A 16901-nucleotide genomic window follows, 5' to 3' on the forward strand; every position below is an offset into this window, starting at 1 on the left:
GGGCGATGAACAGTATTTCATTCGATCTGGCAGGCAAGCGCGCCCTGGTCACCGGAGCCAACACCGGGATCGGTCAGGCGATTGCGGTTGCGCTGGCTCAGGCCGGGGCCGATGTTGCTCTGGCCGGGCGTAGCGAGCCGGCCGAGACGCTTGCGCTGATTACACAAACCGGACGCAAGGCTGTCAACATTTCCGCTGACTTGTCGACGACGGCGCCGCTTGCCCGGGTGGTGAAGGAAACAGTGGCCGGATTGGGCGGGATAGATATCCTCGTCAACAACGCCGGGATAATCCGCCGCAACGACCTGGCGGATTTTACCGAGGAGGATTGGGACGCTGTCGTTGACACCAATTTGAAGTCGCTGTTCTTCCTCAGCCAGGCTGCCGCGCGGCATATGGCAAACCAGGGCAACGGCAAGATTATCAACATCGCCTCGTTGTTGAGTTTCCAGGGCGGGATCCGCGTGCCTAGCTATGCTGCGGCAAAAAGCGGCGTTGCGGGCGTGACCAGAGCGATGGCCAATGAACTGGCCCCGGCGGGTGTGCAGGTCAACGCGATCGCCCCGGGCTATATCGCCACCAACAACACCGCGGCTTTGCAAGCTGATCAGACCCGCAACCGCCAGATCATCGAACGGATTCCGACCGGGCGCTGGGGCAACCCGCAGGACATCGCCGGTGCCGCGATATTCCTGGCCTCTTCGGCTGCCGATTACGTGACCGGACAGATCCTTGCGGTCGATGGGGGGTGGCTGGCGCGCTAGGTCCGCGAAGGCTGCGGCGGCGCGACGGAATCCCGCTCAATGAAAGTGGAGTTAAGCGTTACCGGCAGGTCGGCCTTGTCTTCGCCGGGCAGGAAGTCACGCACCAGCTTGCGCGCAGCCAGTTCGCCCATCTCAAGGATCGGCCAGCGTACGGTGCTGAGCGCAGGCCAGATATGCGACGCCGTGGGCGAATCGTCGAAGCCGATGATCGATAATTCCTGCGGAACCTTGATCCCCCGCTCAAGCGCAACATAAAGCAGCCCGGCAGCCATTTCATCGTTGCTGGCCAGGATTGCGGTCGGCGGCGGGGTGACGGCCAACAGCGCGCGGCCAGCATCCTGTCCCGAGCGGAAACGGTAGTTGCCCTGGAAAACCAAAGCCGGATCGTGGCGTATCCCTGCCTCTGCAATGGCATCACGAAAGCCGGTTTCGCGTTCCAGTGCGGACCGGAAACCGGCCGGTCCGCGCACGAAGCCGATGGAGCGGTGACCGGCTGCGATCAGGGAACGGCATGCAGCAGCGACCATTTCGCGGTCGTTGGAAGCTACGCAATGATCGGCATCGTCAAGCACTGCTGAGCCCACGCGAACATAGCGCACCCCTTGCGCCGTGCATAACCGCGCGATGTCGTCGTTTTCGGAAATCGGTGGAAGCAGCAGAACACCCAGGGGCCGCTGCTTTTCCAGAAATTCCCGAATGTCATCAAGCATTGCGGGTGAACTGCGATCAACCGGACGCACAGCCAGCGCCAGATCGGTGTTGCCGATGGCCTGCAGGATGCCGCTTTGGAAGTTGAGCACCGTCTGCGCGTTGGGATTGTCATGCAGCAGCACGATCATGAAGTTGCGCCCGAACGCCAGCGCACGCGCCTGCGGATTGGGCACAAAACCCAACGCCTCGATCGATTGCTTGACCTTCGCGCGGGTCGCATCGGTCAACAACGGCGAGCCATTGATCACCCGGCTTACGGTCTTTTTCGAGACCCCGGCATGCGCCGCGACATCGTTGATCGTCGGCTGACCGGTTTCCGCGCTTCCGATCATTGCCATCGCTTGTTGGTATCCCTCTGCCCACCACGCACAGGGCAATCCGACTAGAACAGAATTCGGTGACCGTCCAAACAAAAGATGCCGGCAAACCGGCTGTGCCACGGCAGGAATCCGTCGTCACTTGCAAATGACACCGGTTTCCCTTACACCCCGATTCGGGAGACAAATGAATGAATTTCAGTGGGGGAACTGCTGGTATTGCCGAAGCTTTCGTCAACGCGCGCTGCAGCGGCGCGACGTTGCGCGAATATCCCGGCGATCTTCCGACCGACTTTCAAACCGCGTATGCAATCCAGGATCGTGCCATTGCCCTTAACGGGGAACATATCGGCGGCTGGAAAGTAGGTCGGGTCGCCGCAGAACTGGTCACGCGGTTTGGCGCGGATCGTTTGGCGGGACCGATTTTTCGCAACCAGATGGTCACCGCCGATGCGCTGCAGGATGCAGCGATGCCTGTCATGTCCGGTTTTGCGGCCGCAGAGGCAGAGCTTTTGTTGCAGCTCGGCGATCTGCCTGACAATCCCATCAGTGCCCGCGAAGTTCCCGACTACGTCACGGAAGTGCGCTTCGGGATAGAGATCGCCAGTTCGCCCTTTTGCGGCATTAATCAGCACGGCCCGGCGGTGACGGCTTCCGACTTTGGCAACAATTTCGGGCTGGTTCTGGGTCCCGTCATCGCCGACTGGCGCGACCGCGATCTGCTCGATGCGCCGACCGCACTCACCATCGACGGAACGCAAGCCGGCCAGGGCACCATGGCCACGATGCTTGACGGACCGTTTGGTGCGGCTGCTTTTCTTATCGATCTGTTGCGCCGGCGCGGTATCGGATGTCCATCAGGAACATGGGTGTCGACCGGCGCGATCACCGGCGTCCATCCGGTCAAGGCCGGACAGACCGTGCACGCAACCTTTGATGGTGCGTTCGAAGTGGGTTGCAGCATTATTGCCCATCCCGCCGGTTCAGTTGGCACGGGAGGTCCGGCGTGATGAACGGTTCCACGGCTGCCGCGAGCACGCCAGCACAGGTCGCCAAGGCCGGTCGGATACGCTGGACAATTGTGGCTCTGCTGTTTGTTGCCACAACCATCAACTATATCGACCGCACAATGCTCGGCCTGCTCAAGCCGGACCTTGCCAAAGAGATGCGGTGGAGCGAGGACGACTACGGCACGATCGTCACCGCATTTCAGGCAGCCTATGCTATTGGGTTTCTGGTATTCGGGCGGATTATCGACCGGTTTGGCCCCAAGATCGGCTATGCCATGGCCATTATCGCCTGGACGATCGGCCATGTCGCCCATGGCTTTGCCTCGTCGGTTACGTCGTTCATGGCAGCACGCATCGTCCTTGGCGTTGGCGAAGCGGGTCATTTCCCGTCGGTAGTGCGGGTGTGCAGCGAATGGTTCCCGCAGAAGGAACGGTCCTATGCGATTGGCTGGATCAATTCGGCGACGACTGTCGGCGTAATTCTGACCGCGCCTGTCCTGGCTGTCTTGATGACGATGATGGGTCTTGATTGGCGGGGCGCCTTTCTGGTTTCAGGCCTGTTCGGCGTGGCGCTCCTCGCCGCCTGGCTGTTCAAATACGCCAACCCGCGGCAAGATATCCGCGTAAGCCGGGCAGAACTGGCCTGGATCGAACACGATCCGGCCGATCCCGTTCGGCCGGTTAGCTGGCTCACCTTGGCGGGCAAGCGTGAAACCTGGGCCTTTGCACTGGGCAAGTTTTTGACCGACCCGGTCTGGTTCCTGATGCTGTTCTGGCTGCCAAGCTATTTCAGCCAGACCTATCAGGTCGATCTCAAGATTTTCCTGTGGCCGATGATCGCCATGTACCTGCTGTCCGATATCGGCAGCATCGGCGGTGGTTGGCTTTCTTCGCGGCTTATCCAAAATGGCCGGACGCCAAACTTTGCCCGCAAGATCACGATGATTGTCGCGGCGCTATGCGTTCTGCCGATCTTGACAGTGACCCGGCTCGACAACCTGTGGCTCAGCGTCGTGATCATCGGGATTGCGCTGGCCGGCCACCAGGCCTTTTCAGCCAACCTGTTTTCCATTCCAGCCGATACCTTCCCCAAGCACGCGGTTGGTTCGGTTATCGGCCTGGGCGGGTTCATGGGCGGAATTGGCGGCATGATCATGGCTAAATCAACCGGCCTGGTGCTGGACGCCACTGATGGGGATTACACGGCGATCTTTGCAGCCTGCACGGTCGTCTATTTTGCCGCGATCGGTTTCATTCATCTGTTTTCGCCGCGTCTTGCGCGGGCTGATGTGTGAGGCTGGTCATTGTATCTCGCGGTTCGCCGCAATTTGACACCGGTATCAAATAAGCCGGAATTTGAGGGAGAGTAACATGAACCGCAAAATCACGTTCCTGGCCGGTACCGCGCTGGCTTGCATCGCGTGCCCGGCAATGGCGCAAACTGCCCCCGCCCCGCAGCCCGAACCTGAATCGAGCGAAATCATCGTGACCGGCATTCGCGGCTCGTTGCAGAAGGCGGCAGAAATCAAACGCAACGCCGATCAGGTGCTTGATGTGATCACCGCAGAGGATGTCGGCAAACTGCCTGACGCCAATATCGCCGAGGCGCTGCAGCGGGTCACGGGCGTGCAGATCAGCCGGGTGTTCGGCGAAGGCCAGGCAGTCAACATCCGCGGCCTGCAACAGGTCCGGGTGGAAGTAGACGGGCGCACTCTGCTGGGCTGGTCCGCCCGCGTCTCGCCTCCCGAAAATGACAACCTTGGACGCTCTTCGGGTCTCGATTCTGTTCCGTCATCGCTGTTCGGGCGGCTTGAAGTGCGCAAATCACCGCTGGCCAGCCAGGTTGAAGGTGGACTCGGCGGCTCGGTCAATCTCGTCACGCCCAAGCCCTTTGATTTCAAGCGGACCACAGTCTCTCTGCGCGCCAGCGGCACCTATTCTGAAGGCGCCGACAAGTTCGAGCCAGGCTTTGCCGGTCTGTTCACGACCAAGCTGGCTGACGACAGCATCGGCATCCTGATCTCGGCCGACTACCAGAAGCGCAGCTCGCACCTTCAGCTGTTTGAACGCAACAACTTCTTCAATGCGCTCAACGGGGTGCCCGCGGTTGTCAATGGTGTGGCGACACAGCCGATTTTCGTGCCCCGCCTGCTGCAATATGAAAACACCGACATTGACCGTTCGCGTTTTGGCATCAACGGTGCCATCCAGTTTCGCGTTTCTCCGGAACTGACGATCACTGCCGACGGCATTTATTCCGAACAAAAAGCCAACCGTACCAACCAGTTCATTGCCTTCAATCTGGCCAACACGGCCACCGGCCTGGTCGTCAGCAATCCGATACTGGAAAACAACTATGCCGTTGCCGGCAGCGCACGGGGCAACATCCGTACCGGTAGCCAGGCACGCGAAGATCCGACCACGACCATGCTGGCGGGGCTTAATGCAAAATACGACGACGGAAGGCTTTCGGTTGAGGCGGATGCCTATTACAGTCGCGGCACGCTGCGCCAGAAGATCGAAGTGTTCACTCTTCAGACCGCAAACAACTCGGTCATCGGCACTTACGATTTCCGCGGACGCAATTTGCCCGATCTGACGCTGACAACCACGACGGGCGCACCGTTCAATCCGCTTGCCCTGTCCAACTATCCGCAGCGTACCGATCGCCTGACCATCCGCGCCAACCTGCTGCCTGCCAACCTGGATGAAAAGACCGGCCGCCTTGATTTTGGCTACAATCCCGGCGGTGCCGTCAAAGTGCGTGCCGGTGTGCGCTACACTGATCTGCGGTCCGATTTCACGTCCTACCGCAGCCGCGCCAACGCAACGAATGCCGATCTTGCCCCGTTCCTGAACCTGACCGGCGATCCCACCTTCCTGGCAGGCATCCCGGGCAACTTCCCGCGCCAGTTCCTGACTGCCACGCCGGGATCGGACTATATTATCAAGCAGTCAATCACCCCGGTCATCGGCGAACCGCCCGCTCCCGGTGATCCGCTGGCGCGCAATTCCACCCGCGACTTCAAGTTCAAGGAAACGACCCTTTCGGGCTACCTGATGTTCGATGCCGAAGGTGAACTGTTCGGCCGTCCAGCCAAGGCAAACGCCGGGGTGCGGATCAGCAACACAGATCTTACGGTCGATACCCTGTCGCAGCTTGGCTCCGGCCCGCTTACCCCGCGGACAGATACCAACAGCTACACCAACGTGCTGCCCAGCGCGAACCTGGTGGTGAATGTGACCGACAACTTCCTGATGCGTCTGTCGGCTTCGCAAACCCTGCAGCGTGCCGGGATCCAGGATCTGGCGCCGTCGACGTTCGTCGATGCAACCAACCGCTCGTCAACGTCGGGCAACGCGCAGCTTACGCCACCGATCTCGAGTAACCTTGACCTGTCCTTCGAATACTACACCGGCAAGACTTCGCTCATTTCGGGTGCGTTGTTCTACAAGAAGGTCGAAAACTTCATCATCACCAACACTTCAGAAGCAATCATACCCGGCTTCGAAAGCCTTGGGCTACTGCGGGTGGTTCGCCCCGAAAACGTTGCAAGTGCCAAGGTCAAGGGTTTTGAAATCGGCATCACGCAGTTCTTCGATTTCCTGCCTTCGCCATTCGACGGCTTTGGCGTGATCGCGAACTACACCTACGCTGACAGCAAGGACAGCAATGGCTTCCCGCTGCAGGCCACTTCAAAGCATAGCTACAATCTTGTCGCCTTGTTCGAAAAGGGTCCGATTTCGGCGCGTGTCGCTTACAACTGGCGCGATGATGCGGTGTTCGAGTTTACGCAGGGGCGCCCGGAAATCATCGCCGCGCGTTCGCAGCTCGACGCCCAGGTCGGCATCGACATAACCAAGAAAATCGCGCTGTCATTCCAGGCGCAAAACCTGATGCCGGAACAGTCGGCTACACGGGAAATCAGCAACTTCACCCCCAACGCAATCAACAGCTATGCCTTGTCCGAACGCCGCTTCAGCGTCGGCCTGCGGGTGAAATACTGATTACCAAACGACTAGAAACAGAAGGAGAGGCCGGGGGTCATCATGCCGATCCCCGCCTCTCCGCCGATGTCGGACCATCAAGACGGCTTGGCCGGCGTGCGCTGCTGGGAGCCCTGCCCGCCGCCGGCATCGCGCTGCTGCTGCCAAGGGGGGCCAGGGCCGCCGGCCGCAGCATCGATTTCCGGTCGATTGAGCGGCGCCGCGCGGTCCAGAACGGCCCCGCCTATCTTCACGATGAAGTCCGAACGATCGTCGACTTTACCGCGCCGCGCAGTCCGGGCAGCGCGCACGATTACTATTCCGAGGGCGATTACTGGTGGTCCGACCCGGCCAATCCCGGCGGGCCCTATATTCGACGGGACGGTTTTTCCAACCCGGCCAAGTTCGATGCGCACCGGCTGGCCCTTATCCGGATGAGCCGCATCGTGCCGGGCCTGGTCGCCGCCTGGCTTGCAACCGGACAGCGCCGCTATGCTGACGCAGCCCAGCGCCATCTTGATGCCTGGTTCGTCGATCCAGCGCGGCGGATGAATCCGTCCTTGCCCTATGCCCAGGCAATCATCGGGGTGAACACCGGGCGCGGTATCGGCATCATCGACACGCTGCACCTGGTCGAGACTGCACGCGCGGTGATGGTTCTTGGCGAGCCCGGGCGGCAACGTTTTCGTTTGCGCAACGAAGCTGCGATCAAGGGCTGGTTCAGCGATTACCTAGGCTGGCTGACCAGTTCGGCCAATGGCCGGGCTGAGCGGGACGAGGTCAACAATCATGGCAGTGCGTGGGTATTGCAAGCGGCGCAGTTCGCGGTCTTGACTGGCGACGAGAAGACTGCCGACTGGTGCCGCTATCGCTACAAGTCGGCGCTCTTGCCCAACCAGATCGCGCCCGACGGATCGCAGCCGCTGGAGCTGGTCAGGACAAAGCCTTATGCCTACTGCCTGTTCAATCTGGATGTACTGGGAACCACCGCGCACCTGTTGTCGCGTCCTGGCGACAATCTGTGGCAGTTCACCACACCCGATGGCCGCAGCCTGGCCCGGGCGCTGAACTTTATGGCACCGTTTATTGCCGACAAATCACGGTGGCCATATCCCGCCGATGTCGAGGCATTCGCAGGTTATCCGGTGCGGCACCCGGCCCTGCTGTTTGGCGGGCTGGCACTGAAGGCGCCTGCCCTGCTGAAAATCTGGCGCGGCCTTCATCCTGATCCGCAGCTGCCTGAAGTCATCCGCAATTTTCCGATCAGGCAGCCGCTGCTGTGGACATCATGACATAAGCTGCGCGTGCCCGCACCAATCCCCGTTGCCAAACTGCCCCCGATAGCCGATTATTTTGCAACCTTTCGCTTGGTCAATCAGGATGATTTAGGTGCTCAAGACGATCCACCATGCCGCGCTGCTGTTTCTTTCGTCCGCCCTGTTGGCTGGCTGCGGAAGCCGCGATCCTGATGCGGCGGCGAGCGATCCCGCCGCAACAACAATGGTTCCCGCGGCCTTGGCGACGTTCCCGCCCAGCCTGATGGCATTCGGCGATGGCTATCCGGCAAAGGGCGATCCGTGCCGGCGCCTGGGCGAAAGCGCCGCGACCTCCAACTGGCTGGATGCAAGCGCCGTCCTGGTCGGCTGTCCTTCGGCAGAGGCTGCTGGAAAGGTGGGCGGCAAGATAGTCGACACTGTTGAGGGCATAAGCCTGGTATCCATTCCCACCGGCGACGAAGGCGCGCCTTAGGCTGCCGCGCTGGCGGATCGCTTCAAGACTGCACAACTAACCGAACCTTGCCGGTTGCCGCCACGCGGGAACTCCTGCACAGTTTCGCCCGATGCGTAAGCCCGCTGTTTCTGTACCGCCGTCCCCCCAGGTCCGGCTGGCGCTTGGTGTGACGGGACACCGGGCTGGTCACGCCAGCTTTGCCGCCAATGAAACCGCCATTGCGGCCACGCTGAGGCAAATTTTTGACCTGGTCGATGCTGCAACAGCAGCCGCGCCCGGCGCACAAAGCGTTGGCCCGTTTGCTCCTACCCGCATTCATACATTGCTGGCTGACGGAACCGATCGGATGGCAAGCGGAATGGGGCTTGAACGCGGGTACGAATTGGTCGCTCCGCTGCCGTTCGGCAGGCGGCTCAACAAAGCAATCAATTCCTTGACCGAGGATCCAACCGAAGCCCGCCTCTTGCTGGCCGGCAAGGACGCGCTCGGCGTAGCGACACAGCAGCACGCTGCGGCGATCCGCGACCTGGCGGACCGGGCGCGGGTATTCGACCTGGCGGATGCCGATGCGGCCATTACGGCGCTGTATCTTGCCAAGCTCGACAATCCTCAGGACGCCGGGATCGCATCGCGCTTTGCTGCCGAAGCGTCGCGCCGGGTTGCGCTGGCGGGGCGGATCCTGATCGAACAGTCGGACCTGGTGATTGGCCTTTGGGACGGGGTTACCACTGCCCACGTTGGCGGCACGGGCCATACAATCGCCGTAGCGCTGGAACTTGGCTCTCCAGTCATCTGGATTGATCCGGCGCGTCCGGCCGACTGGCGCGTTCTGCTTGCTCCCGAAGCCTTGGCAACGGTATCGCTGGAAAAAGATCCGTCCGATCGCGATACGGTACTGGCGGCTTTGGTGCAGGCGGCGCTCGACCCTGGGACTGATGGCGACAAGCCGGGCTTTACCGCGCTTACGGCCGAGCGGTGGCGCGAGCGGAGCAACCCGTTGGCCCACGGATATCGCCGCGTCGAAGCACTGTTTGGCGGCAATACCTGGGCGGAACGCTTTCGCCGGTTGCGCCAAAGCTATGAACATCCCGAAACCGTCGAAAGCACAACCGGCGCGGCATTCCTGGCCCATGCTGCCGCGCTGCCGGGTGCCGATCAGGATCTGGTCCGCCATCTTGGTCAGGACGTGATGCGCCGCTTTGCGTGGAGCGACGGCGTATCGGCCCACCTGTCCGATGCCTACCGCGGCGGGATGACTTTCAACTTCGTTTTGTCCAGCCTGTCGATCGTGGCCGGCATCGCCTATTTGCCGTTCGTTACGGTCGATCAAAAATGGGTATTCGCACTCACCGAACTGCTACTGCTGTGCGGGGTGCTGCTGATCACGATCGTCGGCACCCGCCGCGCGTTTCACACTCGTTGGTTTGAAACCCGCCGCGTCGCGGAATATTTTCGCCATGCCCCGCTGATGATGATCCTTGGTGCGGCAAGGCCGACCGGGCGCTGGCCGCATGGTGCCGATGCCAGCTGGCCCGAGTTCTATGCCCGTCAGGTTCTGCGCGATGTCGGGCTGCCTCGAATGACAATAACGCAGCAATATTTGCGCGGTGTGCTGACCGGGCCGCTGAACGATCATGTGCGCGGCCAGCGCGATTATCACTTCGGCAAAGCGCACCGACTGTCCACAGTCCATCACCGCCTTGACGTGCTTTCCGAAGGATTGTTCCAGCTCGCCGTGGGCGCGGTGACCATGTATCTGGTGATGCGCGCTTTTGAATATGCCGGCATGATCCCGGTCGAACCGTTTGAAAAGGTATCGAAGGTTTTCACCGTGCTGGGGGTCATGTTCCCGACATTTGGCGCAGGGATAGCCGGGGTTCGCTATTTCGGCGATTTTGAGCGGTTTGGCGAGATTTCCGAGGTTACCGCTGAAAAGCTTGACGGCATTGCCAAGCGGATCGACATCCTGGCCAGCGCTCCGCCGGGTGCGATCGGCTATGGCGATGTGGCCGACCTGGCCCACGCCACCGACGATGTGGTGGTGGCCGAAATTGAAAGCTGGCAAGCGGTATTCGGCGGCAAACAGATCGCAGTGCCGGTCTAAGGAATCACGGCAGGGGAAAGTTTTCTCCGAAGATCATTTTGGGCGCGCCGCTGATGGCTCGTGACGCTTCCATGCCCGACATCACCGCAGCCTCCACACAGCCATAATTCAGGCCTGTCCTGGTCCAGTCGCCTGCCATGACCATATTATCATACCCGGTATCGGCGGAATGCAGCCGGTACTGCGTGGTCCCTTTGCAGGACAGAACATAAAGCTCGGACGGGTCGACATTGGCGCGCCAGAACTGCTGGTCGAAATGAGCCACGGCGGGAATGCGGTTTTCGTCGGTATCGTAAAGGATGCGGAAGTTCAGCGTGTCAGGAAAGCTTTCGGGATAGCCTGCGAACATGGTCCCCGGCAGCAGGAACTGGATGTTGGACCGCATCCATTCCGACGCACGGACATTTGCCGCAGCATCCTGAAACACCGGATGGAAAAAGTCATCCCGTGGCGGCAGCGGATCTTTTAGCGCCAGCGGCCCGCAAAAATAGTAAATCGCCCCTGGCTGCTTGTCGGCCGGCCAGTTTTCCCGGTCAATCAGATGCGACATGTCGGCCACGGTGTTGTGCGGCTGGGCAAATCCCCCATAGACTGGCTGGACGCCGGCCTTTTGCACCTGTTCCCCGTCGTGGGCATGACGCAGGCTCTTGTCATCGGGGCGCGTCCAGATCTGAAACGCCTGGGTGCCAATCCGCTCAACCTTATCGACCATCGTCTGCAATGCTGGCTTTTGGTTCAACATGTCCTGACCGAACGTCGGGATCGGGCCGATCGACGTGCCCAGCACCACAATGTCAAAATCGACCCCCCGCTGAAGGGTAGTAGAGCCCACATCCTTCCACACCGTCCAATAGGATTCGAGGCCAAGCGGCTGCTGCTTCAAGGCCTCGCCCTGGTCCAGCTGGTCGTAGAACGGCTCGCTTGGCCAGCACGGCAGACCCTTGACGTCATACAGCGGCTGATACGATGCACCGCCCTTGACCGTCGCCTGGCGGCCGATCTCCAATCGCTCGATAGTTTTGCCGTCGGCCGAAGGCACGATCTTGCGCAGCGGGCTGAAGAATTGAAAATTGACCCCCCGCGCGGCCAGCACTTCGTAGAACGGGCCAAAGATCGTATCCCCCATCCCCGCCTGCATCTTCCAGGCGAACGCTTCTTTGTACGTCCCCGAAAGCCGCAGCAAACCGCGCAGACCGGTGCCGGCGGCAAGATCGGGCCGCTGATAAGACCCGCGACTGAAGGCAAAGATGCTTTCGTAAGCGACCCGCAGCGTGTCGGAATCCAGTGCGCCCGACTGCGCACCGTGGCTGGCCAGCCACTCGCGCAGGTCAAGATGATCAAGCTGATCGAAACCCTTGCGCGCGACATCGTCGACGATGATCCCTTTGAGCATGTAATAGCCCAGCTCGATCAGCGACAGCGCCCGGCGCAGAAACGGCACCGCCTCGATATCGTTTTCGATCATGGCATCAAGCCGCGCCTTGATCGCCCCGCCGATCTGTTCGACATAGCGCTCAAGCCTGGCCAGCGCATCGTGCATCAGGCCGTGGGCGGCATCGTCATCCGGCGTTTCGCCCAGGCGCTGGACCGCGCTGCGTATGGTTTGAAAATCAATCGCTTCCGCATCCTTGATCAGGTGCACGCCCAGCGCCTCAACCGGGCGCAGCACCATGCCCATGCAACCCAAGCGGCTTCGTGCCGCATCATGAATTTCGCCGGGCAGTGCGATGGTGTGTATGTGCAGCAATTCAAGCAAGCGGTCGACCGCGTGCCAGAACGGCGGCACCGATCCATCCCCCGGTACGCCCGGCATGTGCGGCGGTGAAAGGCGCCATTGGGCCCACTGGGCCTTGTAGAACTGCATCAATACGAAAAGATCGTGCGGCTTGAACGCGTCGCGCCAGGTGGACAGGGGTGTCCCCGGCTTGCGATCCAGCGCGGCATAGACCCGCTGGATGACGTTGAAGGCGTTTTCGTAATAGCCGAACCACAAGTGCAGGCCGTGCTCTTCGATCCGGTCGCCCTTGTCATGGTTGCGACCGCTGGCCCCCTTGCCGCCAAGACGCCAGCCAAGCTGGTAGACGGTAATTTCGTAACGGTCCTGCCATCCAGGCTGTTCGGTCAACTCGAATGCCGCAGTCATGGCCCCAACCCCGCCGCCGATTACCGCGACTTTCTGGCGCTTGTCGGGCGTCTGCGGCGCATCAGCCATTGGTTTGGGCCTTCCACACTTCGGTGCCCTGCTTCACCGTGAAATCGAAGTTGACCCAAAACGGAAACTCAAGCCGCTGCGGTCCTGCTTTTAGTCCCAGGTCGGTCAGGATCGGGTGGCTGTCGTAATTGCACAGCGTCGCACGGTAGGTTCCGGTCAACAGGCCGCCACCGTTAAACTTGTCGACGAACGATCCTGCCTCAAGGATTGACTGGTAACAGGCTCTTGTCCCGTCGGCAGCGTCGCGGAACTGTTTGAGGAATACCGACGGCACTTCCTCTTCGCGTGCCAGCTGGATCAGGTTCTTGGCAAAGTTCAGACCCGGCACGATCAGATGGCCGCCGTTGCCGGTCAGCAAATGTGCAATGGCCGAAACCGCGTCCTCCAGATCGCGCCACACCTCGCCCCCGATGGTGCCAGCCTCGGTCTGGACCACGTCGACCAGGGGTCTGACCTGGCCCTGGCTGGACGACGCGAAGGTTTCCATGACCATGGTTGATGTTGTCAGGTGGGTGACCGGATCGCCCTTTTTCGGCAGGTTGACCGGGCCATAGCCCTTGGGAAAGCCGTAAATCTCACGCCCCGCCGCCACTGACCAGCTGTTATCGACCGTGATGTATGCAGGATAAAAAACAAAGCGTTGCGCAACATCGATGCCCATTTCGCGCTTTACTGTCACCAACGGCACCCACAGGGTCCACGATCCTTCGGTAACCCAACCGATGGCACTATCAGGCGGCATTGTACTGGTGCAATGGTTGGCCATGGCAAAGCTCATCAGCACCAGATCGGAAATGGCCTGGTAATTGGTCGCTCCGCCCGCTGGCGCGTTCAGAATTGGATCAACCAGACGCTGCTGGATCGCATTGCGGTTTGCGCGCAGGTAGAACCCGTACATCTGGGTATTGGCGCACAGAAACGGCTGGAGGTGGACCGCTTCTGCCGGCCGGGTGACATAGGGGGGCAGCTCGCTCATTACATCCCTTTCACAAAAGGTGCCCGTTCCACGGCAGGCCCTGGTCGAACCGGGACTGGTCATGGTGCCGGAATGGAGCAAAAATAAGCGGTTCGTGCAGCGGCCACAGTTCGCAAGGATCAGCGTCTGAACCGAACAGATCGAGCAAGCCGTTGACCGCGCGCCGCGCCGCTTCGTTGGCAGCTTCCATGCATGCGACATCGGTGTAGGTCTGCACATAGTCGGACGCCAGCAACAGGTTGCGCGTTGCCAGAACTGCGGTCGGGCGCAGCGCCCAACTGTCGATGAAGTTGACAAACAATGGCTCGGCGTCGGTTAAGTGGACGGTGCCATCGGGGTGCTGCACCAGATCGGGGTCAAGGAAATGGCTGTGCACATTGTCATCGCTCAGCAGGGTTTTGCCATCCACATTGACCGACGCCTGTATCTGCGCCCAGACCTCGGCCGCAATTTCCTGTCGGCTGCAGTGTTTGGCCTTCTTCCCAAACAGGATGCCGGCCTTATCCCAATCCGAAATGCAGGCTGACAGCACGCCGCGCACAGTTCCATCGCCGCAATTGGGCAGGTGTTCGTCCGACCAGAACTGCGCCTCGGAGATCCCGGTCAGCGCCCACGGCGTATCGGCGAAAAGCAGGTGGCCGTGGGTAATTGGCACGTCCGCATAAAGGAAAAATTGCATGCCGTTCATCCAGGCCACATTGTCCCTTACGGCCATGATACCCTGCAATTGCGGATCGGCTGCAAGCGGATTGTCGGGCCGCTTCTGACTGTGATCAAGTACCGATGCCATCCGCTCGACAGGAAGTGCAAAGACATATGCGTCGGCGGTGACGGTGGAATGCGTCTGTCCGGTGACGACATCGACCCCGCTGCATTTGCCATCAGCGATCCCGAACTGCAGTGCCGCGCAGTCCATATGGAACCTGACCCCCATCCCTTCCAGATGGGTGCGCCAGGGATCGATCCAGACTTTGCTGGTCGGCCCATCGAGCAAGCGGTCAGTCGGATGACCCGGTGCGACCATTCCAAGCAGCAACTGAATATTGGTATCGCCGACTGTACGGACGCTGGCATGAACCGGGTCGTTGGCCAGCAGTGATCGTGATAGCCCATTTACCAGCAGATTGCGGTAGGCCTCTGAATGGTTGTCCGCGTCCAGAAATTCCCACCAGGTAATGCCTTCGTACTGCGCGAGGCGGCGGTCCTGGCAACTTGTCAGAACTTGCCACAGGCGCTCGGCAAAGAAGGAAACTTCGCCGTGATGCAGGCCGGTGTCGCTGAACATTGCTTCAAAGTCGGTGACCAGATCCGATAACGTCTTGGGAAAGCGCGCCGAGATGACGATCGGCGGCGCTCCCATCCGCGCAACTTCGAGCCGATCGGCTACCACCAGGTTTTCCAACACGCTGCCGTCGTGGGACGGTATCCGCGCCATCGTGTCGGGCAGATGGCGGTAAAACCCGGGAAAAAACCGAAAGCCATGCTCACCAGGCAGAGGATCGCGACCGTCTTTGGCTGAATGTGGCACATTGATCGAGCGCGCCTTGCCGCCAACCTGCAAAGGGCGCTTTTCGAAAACGTGAATCTCGAAGTCGGCGCCGTAGCCGCTGCGTTCGGCAAGCTCGTGGGCTACGCTCATTCCGGCGACCCCTCCGCCGAAAATGGCAACTTTCCTGGTCGGCACGCCCGTTTCCCCCAAACAGTGGCAGAAGAACCCGTTATGGATTTCTCCTGTGGCGAAGCTGCGCGACCCGGACAGCTGTGATGTTTAACAAAGGTTTGCGCAGATCGTCCGGCAATGCAAGTATTGCCGCGTCGCAGTGGCTGAGTCTCCAGGAAAGGAACCGGCCGTCCGCGCGTGTCGCGCAGCCAAGGGGTAAGCCGCGTGCCGGAACTTTTCATTTCCTACAACCGCAAGGACCAGGCACACGCGCGCCTGTATGCCGAGGGTTTGAAGGCGGAAGGGTTCGACGTGTGGTGGGATGTAACCCTTCGCACCGGAGAGGCGTGGGATGCCGTTACCGAAAAGGCGTTGAATGAAGCCGAGGCAGTGGTTGTCCTGTGGTCGCAGCGTTCGGTCAATTCGCGCTGGGTCCGTTCCGAAGCCGCCGTCGCCCAGCGCAACGGCACCCTGGTTCCTGTTATGATGGAACCCTGCATTCGCCCCGTGATGTTCGAACTGACGCAAAGCGCCGACCTTGCAGGGTGGACCGGCGATACGACCGCACCTGCTTGGCGCGGCCTGGTTGACGACATTGCAAATCACCTGGCGCGGCGCAGAAGTGCGCCATCAGCGGAGCATGCCGCTCCGCGATCGCCCGTACGCTCTGCAACAGAGCGCCGCCAGGTTACGGTGCTGAATGCCGCTTTGGCGCTTGATGAAGGCGGTACAGACCTCGATCCCGAAGACTGGGATGCGGCTGTGCGAAATGTTCAGGCTGCAGCCGTTCTTGCGGCCAGAAATTTCGACGCGACCGTCATCAACGGCAGCACTGGCGCGACACTTTTGTTCGGGCTTGACCAGATCAACGAGCAGGACGCGCTGCATGCCGTTCAGACCGCGCTTGCCCTGGTCGATCAGGTCGGCGCAGCCCGTTTCGCCGATGGATCTACAGCGCGGCTGCGCTGCGGCCTCGATAGCGGGTCGGTGGTTGCTGGTGCCAACAATCCCGCGCCCGCCGGGCTGGCGCTTGATGGCGCGGCGCAGTTGCAGATGCTTGCGGCCCCGGGCACGGTGCTCATAGGAAGTGCGGTGGCGACTGTTGCCGGCGGTTTCCTCGAGCTGGAACGCGCCGGACCGCGAGCCTTCCGGGTCCTTGGCGAAGCTGCCACCCATTCGCGTTTCGAAGTGTCGCGGGCCCGCGGACTGAGCCGCTTCGTTGGACGCGAGCAGGAGTTCGAATTGCTGATGCGCGGTCTTGAGCGCGCGAGCGAAGGAACCGGGCAGGTCATTGGGGTCATGGCCGAAGCCGGTACCGGCAAGAGCCGCCTGTTTTTCGAGTTTGCGGAGCTGTGCCGCAGCCACGATATTCCGGTCTACTCCGGGTCCGCATCTCAAGTCGGCAAAAACGCCCCACTGCAAGCCATCA

12 protein-coding genes are annotated in these 16901 nt (G+C 60.8%); 8 read left to right on the plus strand and 4 right to left on the minus strand.

Features of this window, described 5'->3' with window-relative positions; genetic code table 11:
• The first annotated feature begins 5 nt into the window (after positions 1-5).
• Positions 6-764: a 2-dehydro-3-deoxy-D-gluconate 5-dehydrogenase KduD gene (gene kduD / locus Q0L62_RS10150; protein ID WP_296679426.1), complete on the plus strand. Its 759-nt coding sequence runs from the start codon at positions 6-8 to the stop codon at positions 762-764.
• Here the strand turns inward: kduD and Q0L62_RS10155 are convergent.
• Positions 761-1813 carry a LacI family DNA-binding transcriptional regulator gene (locus tag Q0L62_RS10155; RefSeq protein WP_296679428.1) on the minus strand — a complete coding sequence of 351 codons (1053 nt, stop codon included), beginning with the start codon at positions 1811-1813 and terminating at the stop codon, positions 761-763. The two genes, kduD and Q0L62_RS10155, sit on opposite strands and share 4 nt — an antisense overlap.
• A gap of 170 nt (positions 1814-1983) precedes the next feature.
• Here Q0L62_RS10155 and Q0L62_RS10160 point away from each other — a divergent pair, with 170 nt between their 5' ends.
• The 6 genes from Q0L62_RS10160 (at position 1984) to Q0L62_RS10185 (ending at position 10624) form a co-directional block, all read left to right on the plus strand.
• Positions 1984-2802 (plus strand): 2-keto-4-pentenoate hydratase, encoded by an 819-nt coding sequence (locus Q0L62_RS10160; RefSeq protein WP_296679429.1) that lies wholly within the window; start codon positions 1984-1986, stop codon positions 2800-2802.
• A complete protein-coding gene (locus Q0L62_RS10165) occupies positions 2802-4097 on the plus strand; it encodes an MFS transporter (protein WP_296679431.1) in 1296 nt (431 codons plus the stop codon). Before Q0L62_RS10160 ends, Q0L62_RS10165 begins: the two co-directional genes overlap by 1 nt.
• 76 nt (positions 4098-4173) lie before the next feature.
• On the plus strand, positions 4174-6810 hold the full coding sequence (locus Q0L62_RS10170; RefSeq protein ID WP_296679433.1) for a TonB-dependent receptor: 2637 nt from the start codon (positions 4174-4176) through the stop codon (positions 6808-6810).
• 248 nt (positions 6811-7058) lie between these two features.
• Positions 7059-8081: an alginate lyase family protein gene (locus Q0L62_RS10175; RefSeq protein ID WP_296679447.1), complete on the plus strand. Its 1023-nt coding sequence runs from the start codon at positions 7059-7061 to the stop codon at positions 8079-8081.
• A 97-nt stretch (positions 8082-8178) separates the two neighbouring features.
• Positions 8179-8538 (plus strand): hypothetical protein, encoded by a 360-nt coding sequence (locus tag Q0L62_RS10180; protein WP_296679435.1) that lies wholly within the window; start codon positions 8179-8181, stop codon positions 8536-8538.
• 91 nt (positions 8539-8629) lie between these two features.
• Positions 8630-10624 (plus strand): hypothetical protein, encoded by a 1995-nt coding sequence (locus Q0L62_RS10185; RefSeq protein WP_296679438.1) that lies wholly within the window; start codon positions 8630-8632, stop codon positions 10622-10624.
• 4 nt (positions 10625-10628) lie between these two features.
• On the opposite strand, the gene Q0L62_RS10190 is transcribed toward Q0L62_RS10185, so the two are convergent.
• Genes Q0L62_RS10190 through Q0L62_RS10200 form a run of 3 tightly spaced genes read right to left on the minus strand, consistent with a single transcriptional unit; the run spans position 10629 to position 15496 of the window.
• The gene (locus Q0L62_RS10190; RefSeq protein ID WP_296679440.1) at positions 10629-12836 is read right to left on the minus strand and encodes an NAD(P)-binding protein; all 2208 of its coding nucleotides are present in this window, start codon (positions 12834-12836) and stop codon (positions 10629-10631) included.
• Positions 12829-13812, minus strand: coding sequence for a hypothetical protein (locus Q0L62_RS10195; protein ID WP_296679441.1), 984 nt, complete (start codon positions 13810-13812; stop codon positions 12829-12831). Before Q0L62_RS10195 ends, Q0L62_RS10190 begins: the two co-directional genes overlap by 8 nt.
• Positions 13813-13822: 10 nt before the next feature.
• Complete coding sequence (locus tag Q0L62_RS10200; protein WP_296679443.1) at positions 13823-15496, minus strand: FAD-dependent oxidoreductase; 1674 nt, start codon at positions 15494-15496, stop codon at positions 13823-13825.
• Positions 15497-15697: 201 nt separating this feature from the next.
• Here Q0L62_RS10200 and Q0L62_RS10205 point away from each other — a divergent pair.
• Positions 15698-16901: TIR domain-containing protein (locus Q0L62_RS10205; RefSeq protein WP_296679445.1), on the plus strand; the 1204-nt coding region annotated here is incomplete at its 3' end.

The sequence above is a fragment of the Novosphingobium sp. genome (assembly GCF_024642085.1).
Taxonomy (GTDB): Bacteria; Pseudomonadota; Alphaproteobacteria; order Sphingomonadales; family Sphingomonadaceae; genus Novosphingobium.

Coding starts and splice junctions, on each gene's coding strand:
- kduD (WP_296679426.1), top strand. CDS start 6: ATGAACAGTATTTCATTCGATCTGGCAGGCAAGCGCGCCCTGGTCACC.
- Q0L62_RS10155 (WP_296679428.1), bottom strand. CDS start 1,813: ATGGCAATGATCGGAAGCGCGGAAACCGGTCAGCCGACGATCAACGAT.
- Q0L62_RS10160 (WP_296679429.1), top strand. CDS start 1,984: ATGAATTTCAGTGGGGGAACTGCTGGTATTGCCGAAGCTTTCGTCAAC.
- Q0L62_RS10165 (WP_296679431.1), top strand. CDS start 2,802: ATGAACGGTTCCACGGCTGCCGCGAGCACGCCAGCACAGGTCGCCAAG.
- Q0L62_RS10170 (WP_296679433.1), top strand. CDS start 4,174: ATGAACCGCAAAATCACGTTCCTGGCCGGTACCGCGCTGGCTTGCATC.
- Q0L62_RS10185 (WP_296679438.1), top strand. CDS start 8,630: ATGCGTAAGCCCGCTGTTTCTGTACCGCCGTCCCCCCAGGTCCGGCTG.
- Q0L62_RS10190 (WP_296679440.1), bottom strand. CDS start 12,836: ATGGCTGATGCGCCGCAGACGCCCGACAAGCGCCAGAAAGTCGCGGTA.
- Q0L62_RS10195 (WP_296679441.1), bottom strand. CDS start 13,812: ATGAGCGAGCTGCCCCCCTATGTCACCCGGCCGGCAGAAGCGGTCCAC.